The following is a 19,055-nucleotide window of genomic DNA, read 5'->3' as shown; positions in this document are numbered from 1 at the left end:
AAAAACACTTCAACCCCGCCAACACTTCAATGGACACCCCGAACGCTCAGAAACATCCGAAACGCAAGAATCCCAAGTATGTCTTTGTCATCGGCGGTGTAATGTCTGGCGTCGGCAAAGGTATCGCCACCTCATCCATCGGAACCCTTCTCCAAGCGAAGGGTTTTTCCGTAAATTTAATGAAGGTGGATCCGTATCTCAACGTGGATGCGGGTACGATGAATCCGACGGAGCACGGGGAAGTATTCGTGCTCGACAGCGGCCTAGAGACCGACCAGGACATGGGCAACTATGAGCGCTTTTTGAATCGCAGCATGACGCATGACGACTATCTCACCAGTGGTATGGTGTACAAACATGTCATCGAGAAAGAGCGTAATCTTGGCTATCGTGGTCGCTGCGTGGAGGCGATCCCGGATATTCGCGATGAGATTGTGCATCGGTTCCGACGTGCCGCCGAAAAAAGCGGAGCGGAAGTATTGGTGGTGGAGATCGGCGGCACGGTTGGCGACTATCAGAACATCATGTTCATCGAGGCGGCGCGTGTTTTGAAGATTAGGCATCCGGAGGACGTGGCGTTTGTGATGGTGAGTTATTTGCCAATCCCAAGCAAGCTCGGCGAGATGAAGTCACGCCCGACGCAAAATGCTATCCGCCAGCTTCAGTCATACGGCGTGCAAACGGATATCATCATTGGCCGCAGCGAAGTGGCGATTGACAAGAAGCGCAAGGAGAAGATTGCGATCTCCTGCAATGTCCCCGCGGAAAACGTCATCTCCGCTCCCGACATCGAAAGCATCTATGACGTGCCGATCAATTTTGAACGCGACAAGCTCAGCAAGGTGTTGCTGAAGGTTTTACATGCGCGACCAAAGGTGAAGGAGGACGGTTTGAGCAAGTGGCGCGCGTTTGTGCATAGCATCAAGGCGGCCAAAGATGGCGACGGAGCCGGCAAGACGGGCGGAAATTCCGGTGCCAATGTCGTGAACATTGCGATCGTTGGGAAGTATTTCAATACTGGCGACTTCGTGCTCACCGATTCGTACGTCTCGATCTTGGAGGCGATCAAGTATTCGGCATACAAACTCGGTCTCAAGCCGGTGATTCATACAGTGAATGCCCTGGATTTTGAAAAGAAAAAGCCGAATTTTAAAGTGTTGCAGAAGTTTGACGGCATCCTGGTGCCAGGCGGCTTCGGCGAGACCGGTATCGAGGGGAAGCTGGCCGTGATCCGCTACGCGCGTGAGCAGGGGATTCCGTATTTTGGCATTTGCTATGGCATGCAACTCATGGTCATCGAGTACGCCCGTAATGTTTTGGGCTGGAAGGATGCTAATACTGCCGAGATCAATCCAGCAGCCTCGAAAGTCGTCATCGACATCATGCCCGACCAGAAGAAGAAGCTTGCAGAAGGACAGTACGGCGCCTCGATGCGTCTCGGCGCCTACCCGGCGCATTTGGTGAAGGGGACGATTGCACACGAGGCATACGGCGCTGAAGTGATCTCCGAGCGCCACCGACATCGATATGAGGTGAATCCAGCCTATATTGCTGATATTGTTTCGAGTGTCGCGGTGTCGAGAGGCAAGGGCCACGCGCCACTCGTTTTTTCCGGCACTTCGCCCGATGGCCGGCTGATGGAGATCGCCGAGCTGCCTCGCGCTGCGCACCCATTTTTCCTCGGCACCCAATTCCATCCAGAGTTTCTTGCGCGACCGCTTGCACCGCACCCTTTGTTCACCGAGTTTTTGAAGGCAGCGGGGAAGAGGCGGGGGAGGTAAAAAGATTGGCGGGAGATAAAGAAAACTTTATCGGAAATTAGGCATTTCTTGATACTTTCTTAGCAGTTTCTTGATCGGTGGTTTGGTATGGTTGCGTGATGTCTTCGTCAGATCATGCAAAATTCCGTCTTTCGCCAATTTCTCTCGAAAAATTAACCGACTCCCAAATCAAAAGGTTGGTCGCTTCTAGTGAGATCACTTTATTTGAGGTGCTTGGACGCTACATTATGGCGGAGACGATTGAGGAGGGCACTCGCATCGTGTCGGGATTGAAAGACAGGGTATTTTACAGCAAATCCATCAATGACCATTTTAGTATCGACGAGATAACCCTCACTCATTTATTCGGAAAGATAAGGCTCGATAAGGATTATCTTAGGCGAGCTCGTTTGTTGGCGAGCGGTATTGAAATAGCAGAAGATTCTATGAATCTTGTCGTTGTGGATGCAAAAACTGATGCCGACAAGGGAATCGTGTATTACGAAATATTAGGCAGTGACCGAGTTCGCTTTCCTGAGAAAATTATCAGAGTGAAGATTTCCGAGATGAAACCGTCAGGAAAGAAACTTTGGACCGTTGTTGACATTTCTGTCCTAAAAAACAACACCCCACCGCAGGGGTGAGATGTTGTTTTGGTTGGAGGGGCGCCGATCCCTCATCGCTCTATGGCAGCAGTGGGGCGTCTTTCTGACTTTCAACCCTTTATCTATGGAGGGCGGCGGGTCCTCATCCATCACCTCGTGAGAGGGTGTGCCAGCGAGCCTTTCTGGCGTCAAAGATGCATAAAGTGTAGCAGGATTGAATTGGACGGTCAACTTTTTGTATCGGTCCGCCACTTTTGTGTTAGACTATTTCCATGCAAGTCCCAGCGGCAAAAAAGCCAGATAATATCGAGATCGAAGCGAAATTCCTCGACATCGACCCCAAACAGATCGAGGTGAAACTGGTAGCGGCAGGCGCTCGCAAGCTTGGCGATTTTTTGTATCGCTCGAAAGCCTTCGACTTTCCCGGATTTCCACTTGATGCTCAAGTGGCCTGGGTTCGTCTGCGCGATGAGGGCGACCAAGTGATGCTCGCGTTCAAAAAACGTCTCGGCGCCGCTACACATGACGGCTCGACTTCCGACACAGGTATGCAGGAGATTGAGGTGAAAGTGAGCGATTATGACAAGACCGCACTCCTGCTTCAGAGTATTGGCATGATGGTGAAATTTGCTCAGGAGAAAAAACGTACTCGCTGGCTACTCGGCGATATTCAATTTGACCTCGATGAATGGCCACGCTTGAAGCCGTATCTGGAGATCGAATCGACGAGTTGGGAAAAGGTGGATGAAGGGGCGCGATTGGTTGGTCTAAATCCTGCCGACAAAAAGCTGTTTTCGACGACGCAAGTCTACGCGCTCAACGGCATTCGTGACAAGGACTATATCAGTATGACATTTGGCGAGTGGGTGAGGCGGGATTAGCGGAACAGGGTAGTATTCCTTGGAGAACCTGTCTGCTTGAAAAAAAGCCTGTTTTAGGGTATTTTATGGTTTCGGTAAGGGTATTGTGGGTTGTCCTTGTGTTCAGTTAAATATTGCCGATTCGTCTAATGGTAGGACACATCCCTCTGGAGGATGGTATTGGGGTTCGAGTCCCTGATCGGCAGCAATAAAGTCTTTTCCAGCAGATTTGATAAAATAATACGATGACCGAGAAAAAGATGCTTAGCGGTGTGGTGCACACGATGCCGGAAGATTTTCGGAAAGCGCTTCTCGCGGTACCTGCTGCACAAGTGACGTGGGAAGATATTACGTCGCTCGCCCGCAATGAGTGGATCTGCTGGGTGATATCAGGCAAGAAAGCGGAGACGAGAAACATCCGTATCAAGAAGGGAATCTCGAAGCTTAAAGGTGGAATGCGCCGGCCTTGTTGTTGGGCCGGTTGTACCCATCGTTTAGCGGCGAGCGCGGTATTGAAGTAAATCTGGTATACTCATTTTATATGTCAATCTACCAAAAAGAACTTGAGACAGCTGTGACTATCGCACGAGAGGCGGGGGTAATCATGCTCAAGTATTTTGATGGGGATCAGCAAGTCGAGATCAAGCAGGATAACACTCAAGTGACAATCGCTGATAAGCTCGCCAACTCTCTGGTCATCGAACGTCTATCGAAAGTATTTCCGGAGGACGGCATCATCGGCGAGGAAGAGAGTACTGCTCAGTATGGAATGGGGAGGAAGTGGCTGTGTGATCCAATCGACGGTACCGCCGCGTATGTTTGGGGTGTGCCGACCGCCATGTTCTCGTTGGCTCTCGTCGTAGATGGGAAGCCTGTCGTCGGGGTTGCTTTTGATCCTTTTCTAAACAAGATGTACACGGGTATAGTCGGAGAGAAAAGTTTGTGCAACGGGATTCCGCTCTCCGTATCCGACGCCGATTTAAAAACAGGTACGGTGGCAGTTTCAAGCAGCGTAAAAACATTCTTCTCAAGAAGCCATCTTCCTAAGATGGCGAATGATCAGATTCGCCTAGCATCTTTGAATGGCGCAGTCTATAAGAGTTGTCTCGTGGCAAGGGGAAAGTTTGTTGGATATGTTGAGCATGGGGTCAACCCTCATGACATGGCCGCGGTGCACGTTATTGTTGAATGTGCAGGAGGGAAGCTAACCTCACTTACCGGAGAGGAGTTGAACTATTCTCAGCCATTTAAGGGTGCAATTGTCTCGAATGGCATTGTGCATGAGGAGTTGGTCAGGTATTGTGCCTAATCTGAATTTTGTCCTATACTTACCCCATGACCAAAAACCCCCTCTACAACGCACTGCTCGCTTCGGGATACGTCGTGCTTGTCATCTCTTGCATTTTCGGCGCTTCTCAGCTCGTTGGCAATGAGGCGGAAAGCTTGCTATTTCCGATCGCCGGACTGTCTGTCTTTGTCCTTTCGGCAGCGGTGATGGCGTACCTTTTCTTCTATCAGCCGGTACTCATGCTCATCGACGGCGCGCGGCCTGCAGCCATGAAGCTGTTTCTCCAGACCGTGGGAATATTTGCTGCGATCACGGCGGTCATCTTTCTTGTTTCGGTCATCGTGACGAGGTAGTGTCTGGTGTTGGAGTGCTATAATTCCCTCATGCGCAAAATCATCACCACCACCTTCGTCACATTGGACGGCGTCATGCAGGCGCCGGGCGGGCCGGAGGAGGACACTTCGAACGGTTTCAAGCACGGCGGCTGGCAAGCGGCGGTGCCCATGGACGAGATGATGGATTCGGCTCTCTCGGCGGCCATGAACGCTCCGTTTGAACTCCTTCTCGGCAAGACCACCTATGACATCTTTGCCGCGTACTGGCCGACCGCGAAGGTGGACAACAAAGTGGCGGCGCCGTTTAACAGCACGAGAAAATACGTCGTGTCGCACTCGTCCTTCAAGCCTGCCTGGAACAACTCGGTCTGCATCACAGGCGACGTGGTGGCGCAGCTCGAGAAGCTCAAAAAAGAAGATGGTCCGAACTTGTGGGTCTGGGGCAGTGGCGACCTCATTCAGACATTGCTCAAGCACCACCTGATTGACCAAATGCAGGTGTGGATTTATCCGCTCACCATCGGCAGTGGCAAACGGCTTTTTGCCAACGGAACGCAGCCCGAGAAATTCACCCTCGTCGAATCCAAGATCTCCAGCACCGGCGTCATCCTCGCTACTTACGAGTCGGCGGGAGGTTTCAAGACGGGGAGGGTGGATGGGTAGCCGGACCAAAGAAACCCTCATGAAAAAACACCGCATCTACACAATGATTTTTGCTAGCGTCTATCCTTTTTATGTTGCCAAGGCAGAGAGGAAGGGTCGCACGAAAGCGGAAGTCGATGAGATCATTCGCTGGCTCACGGGGTATAGCCAGAAAAAGCTCGAAGCGCAGATGAAAAAGCAGATAACCATCGAGACCTTCATCGCCGAAGCGCCGCAACTGAATCCTTTGCGAAGGTTGGTCAAAGGGGTGGTCTGCGGCGTGCGATTGGAAGAAATCACCGATCCGCTTATGCGCGAGGTTCGCTACTTGGACAAAATGATCGACGAATTGGCAAAGGGCTGGGCGATGGAGAAGATTTTGCGGAAATAAAGACTATCACATGAACATTTTTTATAAAATTGGATCTGCTGTAATTTTCGGCATCATTATCGTCACTTCAGCTCTTTATTTTTATCAGACCAAGGAGAGCGCGTATTCAGACGTCAGACCAAATGTCCCTGAAGTGCCCGACTTGATCAAATTGCGCATCAACTCCATGACACTCGATCAAAAAGTGGGCCAGATGTTTTTGGTGGGCATATACACAGACAATAGTGTCGAGATGCTAAAGGAATTGATAACTCAAAAGTATATCGGTTCGGTTATTCTTATGGGATCAACGATAAAAAACAGGAGCGTAAGGGATGTTACTGATGAATTGCAGAACGTCGCGAGCTCTACTGGCCAGCTTCCTCTACTCGTAGGTGTCGACCAGGAGGGTGGTGTAGTTTCACGAATTCAGGATGCCGACTCAGATCTTACGGGCCAGCCGGCGATACACGACGTCGACCAGGCTTATAACGTCGCTTTCGCCCGAGGCAAAGAGCTTTCGATGAAAGGTGTGAATGTGAATTTTTCTCCAGTACTCGAATACATTACAGATCCCACATCTTTTCTCTATGCAAGAGTATTTAGAGGATCAAAGGAAGATGTCGTGTCTTTCGGCGCTCAAATGGTTCGAGGCTATCAAGATGCCGGAATAGCTTCTACAATAAAACATTTTCCAGGGCATGAAAATATTTCAGTAAATTCGCACACTGATCTGCCCATCTCAGCAATCGATAGGGAAAATTTCGCCGATCATGCTGATGTTTTCAAACAAGTTATTGAAAAAGGAGATCCTATGCTTGTTATGACCGCTCATGTGTTTTTTCCAAAGATCGATTCAACATATCCTGCGACGTTATCGCCGACATTCATTGAAATATTGCGTACTCAGGATAATTTCGAAGGCGTTATTATTACCGACGACATGAACATGGGAGCAATAACCAAAAAATTTGGTGTCGAAGAAGCCGCGGTCCAGGCAGTAAAAGCCGGAAACGACATACTGTTGTATGTTGCTCCAAGCGACACAATCAATCGTGCGTATAGCGCCGTCCTGTCCTCAGTGCGGAACGGAGATATTTCAGAACAAAGAATATATGAGAGTGTATATAGAATTTTGAAAACAAAAAGCCGCCTAGGTGAGTAGGGCGGGTTGAAGAGATCAGGGGAAGACGGCACTCCAGTGTGTTTTCTGGTATTATTATGCTATGAAACACACCAGCATCACCATCGCCGCCATTGTCGTGGCCGTAGCCTGTGTCGCCGCATTTTTTGTGCTGACGTATCGCGATGAACCCATCATGCCGATTGGGTCGACTGATTCGACTATGCCAAAACCCGCTGCAACTCCTCAAACTACCGCGTATCAGATAGAGGGTCGTTGGGTGTCGATCGGTGACACTCTCCGCTACTTCGGCAACGAGCTGGCTCTCGATCTCGATGGCGACGGCCGTGAAGATTCCGTATTCTTTGTCACGCAGCAGACCGGCGGTAGCGGCACTTTCTACTACGTCGTGGCGGCGGTGCAGACGGACGGCGGATATGTCGGATCGAACGGCATCTTTGTGGGCGATCGCATTGCGCCCCAGACGATTAACCTTGGCATCCACGCCGATCCGGCCAGTGCCGACGCCGCGCGGCCGATCATTGCCGTGAACTATGCTGACCGGAAGCCGGGCGAGAGCTTTGCTGCGCGGCCGTCTGTCGGGCAGACGCTCTGGCTGCGCTTTGATCCGGCGTCGGGTGAGTTGGTGAAGGCTGCGCCGGCACCTGAGACTACTCGAGCAAATAGTGTCATTCTCACTTCCAAAAAGTGGACATGGATGAGCACCACCTACAACGACGGCACCAAGATTGTGCCAAAAAAAGCGGGAGTATTTGTCGTCACCTTCGGCAAGAATGGTGCTTTTTCTGCGAGCACCGACTGCAACTCGATGGGCGGCCAATACGATGCCACGGAACACTTGATCACGTTCAAAAATATCATTTCGACCCTGATGTATTGCGAAGCTTCGCAAGAGGGCGATTTTCAAAAGACTCTCGGCCAAGCCGCCAGCTATTTCTTTTCGCCGAGCGGCGAGTTGGTGCTTGATCTAAAGTATGACAGTGGTTCGGCGGTGTTTAGATAAATAGAAAGAATGAAGATTGTTTCCGTAAATACGTGGGGCGGCAGAGTGATGGAGGGGTTCAGAGATTTTTTGCGACGCCACGCCGATACAGACGTCTTTTGTTTTCAAGAGGTGTATCACGAGGCTCATGGCAAAGACACTATTTGGCTCGATGGATCGAATTTTAATTTTCTCAATGACATCAAAGCGGCACTGCCGAATTACGATTGTTACTATCGGCCACATTTAGATGATTGGTGGGGGTTGGCGATGTTTGTGAAGAAGGGCATGAAGGTTATAGAAGAAGGGGAATGGTATGTGCATAAATACAAGGGCCATAACCCAGCTGTTGAGGTGCATGGTTACACGGCAAAGAATGTCCAATTTCTCAAGGTTGAGCTAAGGGGTGCGCCCTTCCACGTACTCAATTTCCATGGATTGTAGAATGGGAAAGGGAAGAGCGATACGGAAGAGCGTTTGAACCAGTCTCAGAAAATGATTGAGCGCATTCGTGCACTAAAGGCAGAATATGTGTTGCTCGGAGATTTTAACCTCACCCCTGACACGATAAGTCTGCAAATGTTTGAGAAAGAGTTGGGATGTCGTGATTTGATAAAAGAATACGGGATCACGTCGACCCGCACTCATCTGTATCCAAAGGAAAATAAGTTTGCTGACTACGCTTTTGTTTCAAGAGGGGTGAGTCTGAAAAAGTTTGAGGTGATGCCCGATGTCATTTCCGATCATTCGCCGCTTTTGGTGGAGTTGGAGTAGGATGCTGCAGCATTCCCCGCCACGAAGCCGGTCGTCCAACACAGCTGAAGGCTGTAGCCACCGGAAGGGCGGTCGATGTTGAGGATGTCGCCGACGAGGAAGAGGTTAGGGAAGCGGCGCGAGTGCATGGTTTTGAAATCCACTTCGTCGAGTAGGACACCGCCCGAGGTGACGATGGCTTTGTCGACGCCAAGTAGACCCTCCACTTCGGCTGGCAGAGCTTTGAGGATTTGCACCAGCGCGAGGCGCTGTTCGCGGGAGACTTTGTTGCACCAGATATCAGGGTCGAAGCTGCAGAGCTCAAGCACGATTGGCGACAGGGCTGCGGGGACGAGCTCGTCCAGCGTATTTTTGAGCTTCTTCTTGCCGTTTGCATCGAGCAATTCCTGGAGCTTGGCGTTGAGCTGGCCGTAGTCGTATTGAGGGAGGGTGTCGATCGAAATAGTGACCTCACCGTATTTGAGGAGTTCACTCACATCGCGGCTCATATTGAGAATGGTTGGCCCAGAGAGGCCGAAGTGGGTGAAAAGCAGGCGGCCGGATGCGGAATTTTGCTTTACGCCGTTTTGGAAGAGGGATATTTTGGCTTCCGGGAGCGTGATGCCTTGCAAGCGCTTCACCCAACCAGACGAATCCTTTACCGCGATTGGCACCAGTGAGGCGCTTGGTTCGATGACAGTGTGGCCGAGTTCCTTGAGCCAGATAAACCCATCGCCGGTCGAACCTGTCTCTGGACGCGACTTGCCGCCGGTGGCGAGGACGAAGGCGTTGGCGCGGATAGTTTTTCCCTCTATTTTTACACCCGTGATACGTCCGTCGCCGGTCTCGAAGCCAAGTACCGGCGTGTTCGACAGTACGGTGACATTGCCCTGCTTGAGATATTCGACGAGGACATCCCACACCGACTGCGCGGTATTGCTGGCAGGGAAGACGCGTTGAAGTGCTTCGACTTTGGTCGGCATCGCACGGCCATGGAAGAAGTCGAGCGTTTCCTGGACGCTCCATTGAGAGAAGGCCGAGAAGAGGTACTTGTCGCTGTCTTTGAATTTGGCCAAGAGTGCGCGGGTGTCGAGCTCGGCATTGGTGACATTGCAACGTCCGCCGCCGGTGATGAGGAGTTTTTTGCCCAGAGAGTCGTTTTTCTCGATGAGCAAGACTGGCGCGCCCAGCCGCCATCATGCCCGCCGGCCCGCCGCCGATGACGACAAGATCCCAAGTCGCCGTCTCATTCGCAATGTTTTTAGCGTCTTTTGCTGCAGGTGTGTCCATGAGGGATATCCTAGCACATTGTTTCTGTTCCGAGTCAATCTAGTCTTTTTTGGGCGGGTGATAAAATAGGGGGGAATGAACGCATCAGACGCAGAGAAAAATATCCCGGAAACCACCAGTATTGCGCTTTTCCACGGTAACCGGATCAGAAAGACGCTCCACAATGGTGAGTGGTGGTTTTCCGTCATCGATGTTATTGAGGCACTTACCGGAAGTGAGAGGTCGAGCGCCTATTGGACGGCAATGAAGGCTCGAGTGCATAGCGAGGATGGATTTCAACTGTCTACAATTTGTAGACAGTTGAAACTAGAGGCTCCAGACGGCAAGATGCGCGAAACCGACTGCGCCGATGTCGAGGGAATGTTTCGCGTCATCCAGTCGATTCCTTCACCGAAAGCCGAGCCGTTTAAGCGTTGGTTGGCCAGAGTGGTGAGCGAAAGAAGAGATTGAAGTAAGTGTTCGATATTATTTTATTTCGACACATGGAAAAAGATCAAACAAAAGAAAAAGTACCTGAACTCGCTTTCGCACATTTGGCGCCGGAAGTTTGGGATACCCTTGGGAAGCTATCTCGGACGGGCTGGGTCAATCGAGGAGTTGAAAACCCAGAGACGGTGCAGGAACACACTCTTGCCCTTGTTGAGCTCGCCACCTCATTTGATACTTTGTCGAATGAAGAGAGAGACGGTCTCGCGAAAATGCTCGAAATCCACGATTGGCCGGAGGCGATCCATGGCGACGAGGTGATTTTGACCATGGATGCCGGAAAAGAAAGGTCACTCAAGGCGATGAAATTTGAAAATGAACAAAAAGCTTTGGCTGGAATGTGTGAAAAATTGGGTGAAGTGGGGAAAGAGATAATGAGCTTGTGGCTCCGCTTCGAGACCTCTAAAGATCCGGCGGCTTCATTTGCTCGGCAGCTTGATAAGTATCAAGCGATAGAAAAATCGCTCGAATATGAGAGAGCGCAAGGTATTCCAATGTATGCAGAATTCCGCGATTACTCGAAATCGAAAGGAGAGATTACCCACCCGTTACTTCTGGCTAAGTTGTTACAGTTGGAGCTAGAGTGGAAAGGTGATAAGGTGTGACGATGTCTCGCGAAGAAACCGTACTCCGATTTGAGGAAGTATCCTTTGAATACGGCCACAACAAGCCCATTTTGAATGAGGTGAGTTTTTCGCTGCGCAAGGGTACCAAGACCACGATTATGGGCCAAAACGGGGCCGGCAAGAGCACACTCTTCCAGCTCATCACTGGCGCGCTTCAGCCGGAGGAGGGTATTGTCCATATTGGCCGAGGTACCAGTATCGCACTGTCTCGCCAGGTGATCCCGCGCGATGAGCTCGACCTCACAGTTCGCGCTTTCTTCGAGAAGCGTTTCGCGACCAAAATCTACAACATCGACCCGCGTATCGACGAGGTGCTCGAAGTGGTCAATCTCAAGGGTCACGAAAAGCTCCACGACCGCATCGTGAAGAGTTTCTCTGGTGGTCAGCAGGCGCGCTTGCTTTTGGCCTCGGCACTTATCCAGAATCCCGACGTGCTCCTCCTCGATGAGCCTACCAACAATCTCGACAAGGCCGGCATTGCGCATCTCACCGACTTTTTGAAGAAGTATGAAAAGACCTGCTTGGTGATCTCTCACGACGCGGAGTTTTTGAACTCCTTCACTGACGGCGTGCTCTATCTTGATGTGTTTACGAAAAAGATTGAGCAGTATGTCGGCAACTACCTCGACTTGCTGGAGGAGATTTCCGCGCGAATTGAAAAAGAAAATCGCAAGAACGCGCTCCTCTCGAAAGAGATCCAGGCCAACAAGGATCAGGCCAATGTGTTTGCCAACAAGGGCGGCAACATGCGCCTCGTCGCCAAGCGTATGCGCCAGAAAGCCGAGGCGCTCGAAGAAGAGAAGGTAGACGTGCGTCGCGAGGACAAGACGATCCGTAATTTTACCATCCCTTCGCAGCCGGATTTGTTGGGAGAGATCATTTCAGTTACTTCTTTTTCGATCATCAATCCCAAGACACACAAGCCCGTCGCTCGCAAAGTGAAGTTGGTGTTGAAACGTAATCAGCACTTGCTCCTGAAAGGTCCGAACGGCATCGGCAAAAGTACCCTGCTCGAGTCTTTGGCCAGCGGCACTTCCGCGGGAGCGACGATCCAGGATGGTGTGCGTGTTGGCTACTATCGCCAGGATTTTTCTACACTCAATTTTGAAGATACAGTGTACGACTCTCTCGCCAGCGTGATGGACAAGCATATTGTCGAGACCTTGCGCGCTACCGCGGCGGGCTTTTTGATCACCGAAGAAATGATTCATTCGAAAATCGGCAGCCTTTCCGAAGGTCAGAAGGGTTTGGTGGCTTTCGCTCGCCTCGTGCTCCAGCGTCCGGGTCTTTTGATCCTCGACGAGCCGACCAACCACATCAACTTCCGCCATTTACCTGTGATTGCGAAAGCGCTTCACGACTACCAAGGTGCGATGATTCTCGTGAGCCACGTGCCGGAGTTTGTCGAGCAGGTGCGGATTGATGAGACGTTGGATTTGGAGAAGTAGTCCTGTCCTGTCGCTCGTCTTTGGCGCGTCTGCCACGTGTTACAATTGAGGCATCATGATCGGTGTCATTCTCGCCAGCGCCTCGGCTTTGATGGACGAAGTTTCAGCCTCTACGGGCAAGTGGGAGATGCAACATAAGCGGGAGGGCGTGTACACGTATGGTTTTCTAAATTGTTTCTGGATCCTCGTGGTGCTTGTCGTGATTGCACTCGTGAAGGGGAGCTTTGTCTTCTCGTTGGCATCGCTACCGCTCTTTGCTCTGGCGGCGGTATTGGAAATGGCCCAGGTGTATTCGTCGATTCATGCCATCGTTGAGGCGGAGCGCAGTACGCTCGGTTTCCTCATGATTCTTACGATTCCGCTCCTCTTGGTGGCAGACTTCTTGCTTGGTTACCAGCTCACGACCTCGGCGCTCTTCGGCATCGGTCTCATTGTGGTGGCCCTGATTTTCCTCCTCATCAATCATGGCCTCGATAAGAAGGGGATCGGTTACGTGCTTTTTAGCGCAGTGAATGCGGTAGCGACTATTTCGATCTACAAGTATTTAATCACGCATTACAATTCGGTTGAAGGCCAGCAGATTCCGATGTTCGTGATTATTTTGGTGTTTCTCTATATCATGGCGCGTCGACGGACAAAACAGAATCCGTTCAAGTATTTGCTTAAGCGAGAATTTCTCGCGCAATCCGTCTCGCGCGGCTTGAGCGGGGCCTTTATTAGCTTTGCTTATCTCTACGCCCCTGCTTCGGTGATCACCAGTGCCAAGCGTGGCTTGGCCGTATTGCTGTCGATCATTTCCGGTCGAGCATATTTCCATGAGAAGCATGTGTTGATAAAAATCATGGCGTCGGCATTCGTTTTGGCTGGGCTGGTGATGTTGGTTTAGGTTTGACCATCTCGCTCCAAGCCCTTACAATTGAGCATATATGGATTTCTTACGTTCGATCGATCTCTCTGTTTTTCATTTTTTTTCTGATCTCGCCGGTCAGGCGGCTTGGTCTGATGCCGTGATTATCTTTTTCGGCCACTATCTTGCGTATCTGGTGTTGCTTGCGGTACTCATCTTTGCCTACGTTGCCTTTCGAGCAGGCCGGCAGTCTCACGGATATGCGTACCTTGTTGCGCTAGTCTCTGGACTGGTCGCGCGTTTTGTGGTCGCGGGCGGGATTCGCTTTTTCTATCATCGTCCGCGACCGTTTGCCGCTTTGAACCTCCCGCACCTTCTCACCGAGACCTCCTACGCATTTCCTTCCGGCCACGCCATCTTTTTCTTTGCTTTGGCGACCGGCGTGTTTATTCAGAATCGGCGCCTCGGCAGCTGGCTCTATGTGTTTGCATTACTAATCGGCCTTGGCCGTGTTGCTGCTGGCGTGCACTATCCTTCCGATATTTTCGGTGGGGCAGTGCTTGGTATAGCAGTCGGCTGGCTCGGATATCGACTCTGGCTACGCTTTGGGAACAAGGGGTAGTATAATGTTCTCGATCTAGGAGGTGTAGACTTTATTCAATTTTCATCAATTCTTCATATGGAAATCAATCATTGGATTGTGCTCGGTTGCGCGGTGTTGTCGATGGTCGTAGGTGGTCTTTGGTACGGGCCGTTGTTTGGCAAGCAGTGGATGGCGCTCATGGGTGGGACTGACAATTGTGTTGGTGGTAATGGGGCGATGTGGAAAAAGATGATGCCGTTGTATTTGATCCAGTTCGTTCTCACCTTATTCCAGCTTTACGTCCTTGTGTACATGGTCACGGCGGCTGAGTATGCCTTCACTACTTCTAGTGTGGCAACAGCATTGTGGCTATGGGCCGCTTTCATCATGCCGACAGTTGCTGGTGCGACGATGTGGACAGGCGACACGACCTCGGCGAAGTGGTCAAAATTTCTCATTCAGGCGGGGTATCAATTTGTGATTGCGGCATTGTTTGGCATCATTTTCGGAATGTATTATCCGGTGATTAGCTAACCCCGCATCTCGCATGATGTCCTATCTCTACACACTTCTTTCGCTCGCGGTATTGGACAGTATCTGGCTCTTCTCGATGGGTGGCCAATACAAGAGTTGGTTGAGTCACTTGTTTGCGGCCAATATCAACCTACCGCCAATTTTGGTTTTTTATCCAATCTACGCGGCTGCGGTGCTATATTTCGTCGTGATGCCGGCGCTCAAAGGTGGTTCAAGCATGCTCACGGTGCTACTCTCTGGTGCGTTGCTCGGTTTTGCAGCCTATGCGGCTTACGACCTCACCAATCAGGGCACGCTACGGGACTGGCCTCTCGTCGTGACAATTGTCGACATGGCTTGGGGCACGGTACTCACCGCTCTCGCGAGCGTCTCTGCGGTGTGGTTGACGAATTATTTCAAATGATTGTCCCAACGCCGAAAGTCGGCACTCTTTCAGTTGCGGTCTTCGGTGGCGGCTGTTTCTGGTGTACGGAGGCGGTGTTCAAGATGTTGAAGGGTGTGAGCTTGGTGCTCCCTGGCTATGCCGGCGGTACCGTGGCCAACCCGACGTATGCACAGGTCTGCGATGGCAACACTGGTCACGCTGAGTGTGTGAAAGTGGAATACGATTCGGCGCAGGTGTCGTACCGCTCCTTACTGACCGTGTTTTTTGGCAGCCACGACCCCACTACTCGCAATCGCCAAGGTGCCGATGTTGGGACACAGTATCGATCGGTGATTTTCACGACGACACCTGAGCAGGCCGCAGAAACGAAGGCATTTATTGCTGAGATCAATACCTCGAGCAAGGAGGGGAAGACTATTGTCACTGATGTCGAGCCGCTGGCTGTGGCACCGAGTCCAGCTCAATTTTGGGTCGCAGAAAACTACCATCAAGATTATTTTGCTCGCAACCCTGGCAATCCATATTGTGAGCTCGTGATCAATCCGAAGCTAGAGAAAGTGACGGCGCAATTTGCGGAATTGTTGGCGGGGAAGTAGCGTCTGAAACTTGCTATACTATATCTATGCAAAAGACCGAAGCTGAATGGAAATCCAAGCTCACGCCCGAGCAATATAAAGTACTCCGCGAAAAAGGCACCGAAGCGCCGTTCAGTGGCAAGCTGCTGCACGCCGACAAAGAAGGTGTGTATCGCTGTGCTGCCTGTGGCAACGCGCTGTATTCTTCGGATGCGAAGTTTGACTCGGGTACTGGCTGGCCGAGTTTTGATGTGGCCCTGCCTGGCGGGGTGAGAGAGGTGGCGGATGATGCTCACGGTATGCGTCGGGTGGAGACGGTATGTGCTAATTGCGGCTCGCATCTCGGGCATGTCTTCGACGACGGTCCGACCGCTACCGGCAAACGCTACTGCATGAACTCGGTGTGTTTGGATTTGGAGGAGAAGAAGGAGTATTTTGCTGCGAAGTGACCTTTTTCAAATGAAAAACCTCCGAGCCGGCAACTTGCGCGGTCATCGGAGGGTGCGCCCGAATCCGGAGATTGGGCAGTGAGGTTGTCTCGAAAACAATTTTTACCGATCAGCAATCCGGTGAAGCGATCTCGCCGTTTTGGCAATGGATTTGCACCAGCATCGGTTGGTCCGGCACTGTTCCAACCACACCCTTGCAGCAATTGAAGAAGCTGAGACGCAGGCCATGGCAGAAGTATTTCGACGCCAGTTCGCGTAAGCTGTCGCCTGCGTGGATGCGAATGAGCTGCTTGCCGATGGGAGAATTCGGGTCTTCGATCCAATCGGCTCGGCCATTGCCACTCTGTGCCTCATGAGCCTTGCGGTGCAGGAGGTCCAGAGCTGGTTTCAGGTCGCGGCGCATCGCTTCCACGAGCACTTGTTCTTGCTGTTCGAGGGTCGGCGTTGTGAGGTCGATTCCGAGTTCTCTGGCAACCACGGGGATGGAGGGGAGTGACATAGTGATAGGCGCTTTCATTTTTCTGAGTTTTCGACGAACCGGTTTTGCTAACGGTACTGAACGCAACGTGCGGTCAGTCGGTTGCGCATACGCATATGCATCCGCATTCGTCGAGTGTCGAATGCGCAACCGACTGACTACACCTTTCCTCACTCCTTGTCCATCCTCGAGAGGATTTTCTCGATGGCGTGTTTCGTATCCGTTTCCACACCATGTATTTTGTTTTCCACGATGAGGTACTCCACTTTCGCTAAATCAAGCTCATGTGTTATTTGCGCGGCCACTCGCCGGCTATTCACTGTGTGTTCCTGGACGATCACGGCCAAGTCCACACCCGAGAGAATGCCCGTGGCGACAGGGTCGCATCCTGCTCGCTCATCGATGATTACCACTTCTCCTTCTTTGAGATGCACGAGCGGGAGATATGTCTTTAGCGGTGCGGCGAGCGAGTGGCTGCAGGCCATCTGCAATCGCACCCGATCGGTATGAGGTCCCGCCACCATGAGCCGAAGGCCGTCTTCCAGCTCGACCGATGTTTGGCTAGTGAAGGCATCGGCCGGCCACAAGGTAAACTCGACACCTCGCTTTTTGCCGACCCGCGCGGCTTCGACGAAGTTGCCTGTTCGCGACGCACCGACATGCTCTTTGATACGATCGGGGTCGCTGCCAAGGAAGAGGGAAGGCGCAGCCCCCAGGTTGTATGAAAGGTCCATATTGTGGTCTGCGTCGATCGCCAATACCCGCATGCCACGAGCCCGCAGCCCCCGCACGAGCGCGGTCGCCATGGTTGATTTGCCTGAACCGCCTTTGCCGAGAAGGCCGATGATCATGGGGTGGATGTAAACAGAAAAAGAGTAATCCAAATGCGACTTTGTCGCATTTGGATATCTTACCTCAGCTTTGATTACGGCGCAAGTAAATGCGACAAAGTCGCATTTGTAATCCGTCACCGCCCGTGCTACCATTTTCTATATGAAGCAAGTACAGAATGAAGAAATGAAAGCGTTGCTCCGCAGTGTGGGGTGCAAGGCGACAGTCTCCCGCGTCGCCCTTCTTTCGACCTTGAAGCAGGCCCGTAAGCCGCTCAATATACTACAGCTTCTTCATCATCTGAAAGGGGAGAAGATTGATCGGGCGACCATCTACCGCGCGCTCAACGATCTCGGTGTGGCCGGCCTCGTCGCGAAGATAGACATTGCGCACCATCATGCCCACTACGAGCTTATCTCCGGTAGGCATCATCACCATCATTTGGTGTGCGAGGGCTGCGGCGCGGTGGAGGAGGTCGAAGAGTGTATCGGCTCGCTCGAAAAAAAGGTACTCCGCGGATCGAAGCGCTTCTCCTACATTGACCGTCACTCACTCGAATTTTTTGGAACTTGTCATGCCTGCGCTCGCTAACACTCGGTTCATTTCGCTTTTCTTTGCGTTCCTCTGTACGCTTGTCTCGGTGACATCGTTCCTTTTTCCTCTAAATGCGAACGCCCAAGAACTTGTTCAGGACGAGCATGTGGTGATGAAAGCGAAAGTCCGCGAGGTGCTATCGCAGGAAGAACGCCTCGTCCCTGGTACCGATGTGCATTCGACGTATCAAAAAATCAGCGTTGAGATCATCAGTGGCCCGGAAAAGGGCAACATCGTGACCATCGAAAACGATTATCTGAGTCTCAGCAAAGGCGAGGCCTTCTATCTAAACCGAATCACCAATGGTCTCGATGGAACAGTGCTCTACGCGGTGAAAGATCCAGACCGCCTCCCAGCACTTGCTTTTTTCGCAGCTCTATTTCTTCTCTGCACGATATTCTTTGGAGGGATGCAGGGGTTGCGCGGATTGATCAGCTTGGCTGGCAGTCTATTTCTGATTTTGTACGTCTTGCTGCCGGGTATTTTGAATGGACATTCAGCCTTATGGCTGAGTGTCGGGGTCTCTGCACTCATTATTATTCTCGGTTCCTATATTACGCACGGCTTCAACAAAACTACCAGCGCAGCGGTACTCGGCATGCTTACCACCGTTTTGTGTACTGGCGGTCTGGCGTATGTGGCGGTACATTGGGGGCGGCTTAGCGGATTTTCTTCCGATGAGTCGATCTACTTGGATATGGCGACGCGTGGATCGATCGATTTTGCAGGATTGTTGCTCGGCGGCATTCTGATCGGCTTGCTCGGAGTACTTTATGACGCGGCGATTGGCCAGGCCGTATCGGTGGAAGAATTGCATCGCGCGGCGCCTCATCTCTCGCGCCGCGCGATCTACCTCCGCGCCCTGCGCATTGGTCGCGAACATATCGGCGCCTTGGTGGATACGCTGGCTATTGCGTATGTCGGTGTCTCGCTGCCGCTCCTGCTGCTCTTTTCGAATTCCACTACCGAGACTGTTGGTATTACGTTGAATCGAGAATTGTTTGCTACCGAGATCATCCGCGCCATGATCGGTAGCATCGGTCTGATCCTTGCGGTGCCGATCACGACGGCGCTCTCCGTGATGATTTTGATAAAACCAGCGACCGGAAGCAACGCTGCTATCATTGAGGAAGAAGAAAAAGCTCTGGAGATGGGCGCTGGCAAGCACCACGGACATTCGCACTGAGCCG

24 protein-coding genes, 1 tRNA gene and 1 pseudogene are annotated in these 19,055 nt (G+C 51.7%); 23 read left to right on the top strand and 3 right to left on the bottom strand.

The features are described 5' to 3' along the window. Positions 1–29 precede the first annotated feature (29 nt). The 12 genes and pseudogenes from AAB391_02080 to AAB391_02025 all read left to right on the top strand — a co-directional run bounded on the left by AAB391_02080 (position 30) and on the right by AAB391_02025 (position 8,760). On the top strand, positions 30–1,781 hold the full coding sequence (locus tag AAB391_02080) for a CTP synthase (protein ID MEK7645086.1): 1,752 nt from the start codon (positions 30–32) through the stop codon (positions 1,779–1,781). Between the two features lie 98 nt (positions 1,782–1,879). Beyond that, positions 1,880–2,404 carry a hypothetical protein gene (locus tag AAB391_02075; GenBank protein ID MEK7645085.1) on the top strand — a complete coding sequence of 175 codons (525 nt, stop codon included), beginning with the start codon at positions 1,880–1,882 and terminating at the stop codon, positions 2,402–2,404. Positions 2,405–2,637: 233 nt separating this feature from the next. After that, positions 2,638–3,246, top strand: a complete 609-nt coding sequence (locus AAB391_02070) for a CYTH domain-containing protein (GenBank protein MEK7645084.1) — start codon at positions 2,638–2,640, stop codon at positions 3,244–3,246. Positions 3,247–3,360: 114 nt separating this feature from the next. Continuing rightward, positions 3,361–3,431, top strand: a tRNA-Gln gene (locus tag AAB391_02065). A gap of 39 nt (positions 3,432–3,470) precedes the next feature. Further along, on the top strand, positions 3,471–3,746 hold the full coding sequence (locus tag AAB391_02060; protein MEK7645083.1) for a YdeI/OmpD-associated family protein: 276 nt from the start codon (positions 3,471–3,473) through the stop codon (positions 3,744–3,746). A 20-nt stretch (positions 3,747–3,766) separates the two neighbouring features. Beyond that, on the top strand, positions 3,767–4,534 hold the full coding sequence (locus AAB391_02055) for an inositol monophosphatase (protein ID MEK7645082.1): 768 nt from the start codon (positions 3,767–3,769) through the stop codon (positions 4,532–4,534). A gap of 26 nt (positions 4,535–4,560) precedes the next feature. Beyond that, positions 4,561–4,866 (top strand): hypothetical protein, encoded by a 306-nt coding sequence (locus AAB391_02050; protein ID MEK7645081.1) that lies wholly within the window; start codon positions 4,561–4,563, stop codon positions 4,864–4,866. 30 nt (positions 4,867–4,896) lie between these two features. Further along, the gene (locus AAB391_02045; GenBank protein MEK7645080.1) at positions 4,897–5,511 is read left to right on the top strand and encodes a dihydrofolate reductase family protein; all 615 of its coding nucleotides are present in this window, start codon (positions 4,897–4,899) and stop codon (positions 5,509–5,511) included. Positions 5,512–5,530: 19 nt separating this feature from the next. Then, positions 5,531–5,881, top strand: a complete 351-nt coding sequence (locus AAB391_02040; GenBank protein ID MEK7645079.1) for a DUF2200 domain-containing protein — start codon at positions 5,531–5,533, stop codon at positions 5,879–5,881. 10 nt (positions 5,882–5,891) lie between these two features. After that, on the top strand, positions 5,892–7,025 hold the full coding sequence (locus AAB391_02035; GenBank protein ID MEK7645078.1) for a glycoside hydrolase family 3 N-terminal domain-containing protein: 1,134 nt from the start codon (positions 5,892–5,894) through the stop codon (positions 7,023–7,025). A gap of 61 nt (positions 7,026–7,086) precedes the next feature. After that, positions 7,087–8,007, top strand: a complete 921-nt coding sequence (locus tag AAB391_02030; protein ID MEK7645077.1) for an META domain-containing protein — start codon at positions 7,087–7,089, stop codon at positions 8,005–8,007. A gap of 9 nt (positions 8,008–8,016) precedes the next feature. Then, positions 8,017–8,760: pseudogene (locus AAB391_02025) on the top strand (endonuclease/exonuclease/phosphatase family protein). On the opposite strand, the gene AAB391_02020 reads toward AAB391_02025, so the two are convergent. Beyond that, on the bottom strand, positions 8,730–9,914 hold the full coding sequence (locus AAB391_02020; protein MEK7645076.1) for an NAD(P)/FAD-dependent oxidoreductase: 1,185 nt from the start codon (positions 9,912–9,914) through the stop codon (positions 8,730–8,732). The pseudogene AAB391_02025 and the gene AAB391_02020 sit on opposite strands and share 31 nt — an antisense overlap. Before the next feature lie 190 nt (positions 9,915–10,104). Here AAB391_02020 and AAB391_02015 point away from each other — a divergent pair, with 190 nt between their 5' ends. The 9 genes from AAB391_02015 to msrB are packed head-to-tail and all read left to right on the top strand — an operon-like array spanning position 10,105 to position 15,962. After that, positions 10,105–10,479 carry a Bro-N domain-containing protein gene (locus AAB391_02015; GenBank protein MEK7645075.1) on the top strand — a complete coding sequence of 125 codons (375 nt, stop codon included), beginning with the start codon at positions 10,105–10,107 and terminating at the stop codon, positions 10,477–10,479. Positions 10,480–10,511: 32 nt separating this feature from the next. After that, positions 10,512–11,120: an HD domain-containing protein gene (locus AAB391_02010; protein ID MEK7645074.1), complete on the top strand. Its 609-nt coding sequence runs from the start codon at positions 10,512–10,514 to the stop codon at positions 11,118–11,120. A 2-nt stretch (positions 11,121–11,122) separates the two neighbouring features. Further along, the gene (locus AAB391_02005; GenBank protein ID MEK7645073.1) at positions 11,123–12,589 is read left to right on the top strand and encodes an ATP-binding cassette domain-containing protein; all 1,467 of its coding nucleotides are present in this window, start codon (positions 11,123–11,125) and stop codon (positions 12,587–12,589) included. A gap of 55 nt (positions 12,590–12,644) precedes the next feature. Further along, the gene (locus AAB391_02000; GenBank protein MEK7645072.1) at positions 12,645–13,475 is read left to right on the top strand and encodes a hypothetical protein; all 831 of its coding nucleotides are present in this window, start codon (positions 12,645–12,647) and stop codon (positions 13,473–13,475) included. A gap of 40 nt (positions 13,476–13,515) precedes the next feature. Further along, the gene (locus AAB391_01995; protein MEK7645071.1) at positions 13,516–14,058 is read left to right on the top strand and encodes a phosphatase PAP2 family protein; all 543 of its coding nucleotides are present in this window, start codon (positions 13,516–13,518) and stop codon (positions 14,056–14,058) included. Positions 14,059–14,115: 57 nt separating this feature from the next. Further along, the gene (locus AAB391_01990; protein MEK7645070.1) at positions 14,116–14,553 is read left to right on the top strand and encodes a DUF1761 domain-containing protein; all 438 of its coding nucleotides are present in this window, start codon (positions 14,116–14,118) and stop codon (positions 14,551–14,553) included. A 13-nt stretch (positions 14,554–14,566) separates the two neighbouring features. Further along, entirely contained in the window at positions 14,567–14,956 is a 390-nt protein-coding gene (locus AAB391_01985) for a DUF2177 family protein (GenBank protein ID MEK7645069.1), read from the top strand. After that, the gene (msrA, locus tag AAB391_01980; GenBank protein ID MEK7645068.1) at positions 14,953–15,534 is read left to right on the top strand and encodes a peptide-methionine (S)-S-oxide reductase MsrA; all 582 of its coding nucleotides are present in this window, start codon (positions 14,953–14,955) and stop codon (positions 15,532–15,534) included. Before AAB391_01985 ends, msrA begins: the two co-directional genes overlap by 4 nt. 26 nt (positions 15,535–15,560) lie before the next feature. Beyond that, on the top strand, positions 15,561–15,962 hold the full coding sequence (gene msrB / locus AAB391_01975) for a peptide-methionine (R)-S-oxide reductase MsrB (GenBank protein ID MEK7645067.1): 402 nt from the start codon (positions 15,561–15,563) through the stop codon (positions 15,960–15,962). Between the two features lie 109 nt (positions 15,963–16,071). Here the strand turns inward: msrB and AAB391_01970 are convergent, their stop codons facing one another. Both AAB391_01970 and AAB391_01965 read right to left on the bottom strand, forming a co-directional pair. Next, on the bottom strand, positions 16,072–16,440 hold the full coding sequence (locus AAB391_01970; protein ID MEK7645066.1) for a hypothetical protein: 369 nt from the start codon (positions 16,438–16,440) through the stop codon (positions 16,072–16,074). Between the two features lie 170 nt (positions 16,441–16,610). Next, positions 16,611–17,291 carry an AAA family ATPase gene (locus AAB391_01965; protein ID MEK7645065.1) on the bottom strand — a complete coding sequence of 227 codons (681 nt, stop codon included), beginning with the start codon at positions 17,289–17,291 and terminating at the stop codon, positions 16,611–16,613. A gap of 142 nt (positions 17,292–17,433) precedes the next feature. On the opposite strand from AAB391_01965, the gene AAB391_01960 reads away from it, so the two are divergent. Together AAB391_01960 and AAB391_01955 are read left to right on the top strand one after the other, a co-directional pair. Next, the gene (locus AAB391_01960; protein MEK7645064.1) at positions 17,434–17,862 is read left to right on the top strand and encodes a transcriptional repressor; all 429 of its coding nucleotides are present in this window, start codon (positions 17,434–17,436) and stop codon (positions 17,860–17,862) included. Beyond that, complete coding sequence (locus tag AAB391_01955; protein ID MEK7645063.1) at positions 17,846–19,051, top strand: YibE/F family protein; 1,206 nt, start codon at positions 17,846–17,848, stop codon at positions 19,049–19,051. The genes AAB391_01960 and AAB391_01955 overlap by 17 nt, the downstream gene beginning before the upstream one ends. Positions 19,052–19,055: the final 4 nt, after the last annotated feature.

It is taken from the genome of Patescibacteria group bacterium (assembly GCA_038065315.1).
GTDB lineage: Bacteria > Patescibacteriota > Minisyncoccia > Phycocordibacterales > JBBTRF01 > JBBTRF01.
Note: the sequence above shows the minus strand (reverse complement) of the source record. Positions and strands in the feature narration are given on the sequence as shown.

Bases quoted from the DNA above. Each gene is read 5' to 3' on its own strand.
- msrA (MEK7645068.1), top strand. From the start codon at position 14,953: ATGATTGTCCCAACGCCGAAAGTCGGCACTCTTTCAGTTGCGGTCTTC.
- AAB391_02045 (MEK7645080.1), top strand. From the start codon at position 4,897: ATGCGCAAAATCATCACCACCACCTTCGTCACATTGGACGGCGTCATG.
- AAB391_02015 (MEK7645075.1), top strand. From the start codon at position 10,105: ATGAACGCATCAGACGCAGAGAAAAATATCCCGGAAACCACCAGTATT.
- AAB391_02060 (MEK7645083.1), top strand. From the start codon at position 3,471: ATGACCGAGAAAAAGATGCTTAGCGGTGTGGTGCACACGATGCCGGAA.
- AAB391_02075 (MEK7645085.1), top strand. From the start codon at position 1,880: ATGTCTTCGTCAGATCATGCAAAATTCCGTCTTTCGCCAATTTCTCTC.
- msrB (MEK7645067.1), top strand. From the start codon at position 15,561: ATGCAAAAGACCGAAGCTGAATGGAAATCCAAGCTCACGCCCGAGCAA.
- AAB391_01955 (MEK7645063.1), top strand. From the start codon at position 17,846: ATGCCTGCGCTCGCTAACACTCGGTTCATTTCGCTTTTCTTTGCGTTC.
- AAB391_01985 (MEK7645069.1), top strand. From the start codon at position 14,567: ATGATGTCCTATCTCTACACACTTCTTTCGCTCGCGGTATTGGACAGT.
- AAB391_01995 (MEK7645071.1), top strand. From the start codon at position 13,516: ATGGATTTCTTACGTTCGATCGATCTCTCTGTTTTTCATTTTTTTTCT.
- AAB391_02005 (MEK7645073.1), top strand. From the start codon at position 11,123: ATGTCTCGCGAAGAAACCGTACTCCGATTTGAGGAAGTATCCTTTGAA.
- AAB391_02000 (MEK7645072.1), top strand. From the start codon at position 12,645: ATGATCGGTGTCATTCTCGCCAGCGCCTCGGCTTTGATGGACGAAGTT.
- AAB391_01990 (MEK7645070.1), top strand. From the start codon at position 14,116: ATGGAAATCAATCATTGGATTGTGCTCGGTTGCGCGGTGTTGTCGATG.
- AAB391_02030 (MEK7645077.1), top strand. From the start codon at position 7,087: ATGAAACACACCAGCATCACCATCGCCGCCATTGTCGTGGCCGTAGCC.
- AAB391_02040 (MEK7645079.1), top strand. From the start codon at position 5,531: ATGAAAAAACACCGCATCTACACAATGATTTTTGCTAGCGTCTATCCT.
- AAB391_01965 (MEK7645065.1), bottom strand. From the start codon at position 17,291: ATGATCATCGGCCTTCTCGGCAAAGGCGGTTCAGGCAAATCAACCATG.
- AAB391_01960 (MEK7645064.1), top strand. From the start codon at position 17,434: ATGAAGCAAGTACAGAATGAAGAAATGAAAGCGTTGCTCCGCAGTGTG.
- AAB391_02050 (MEK7645081.1), top strand. From the start codon at position 4,561: ATGACCAAAAACCCCCTCTACAACGCACTGCTCGCTTCGGGATACGTC.
- AAB391_02055 (MEK7645082.1), top strand. From the start codon at position 3,767: ATGTCAATCTACCAAAAAGAACTTGAGACAGCTGTGACTATCGCACGA.
- AAB391_02080 (MEK7645086.1), top strand. From the start codon at position 30: ATGGACACCCCGAACGCTCAGAAACATCCGAAACGCAAGAATCCCAAG.
- AAB391_02010 (MEK7645074.1), top strand. From the start codon at position 10,512: ATGGAAAAAGATCAAACAAAAGAAAAAGTACCTGAACTCGCTTTCGCA.
- AAB391_02070 (MEK7645084.1), top strand. From the start codon at position 2,638: ATGCAAGTCCCAGCGGCAAAAAAGCCAGATAATATCGAGATCGAAGCG.
- AAB391_02035 (MEK7645078.1), top strand. From the start codon at position 5,892: ATGAACATTTTTTATAAAATTGGATCTGCTGTAATTTTCGGCATCATT.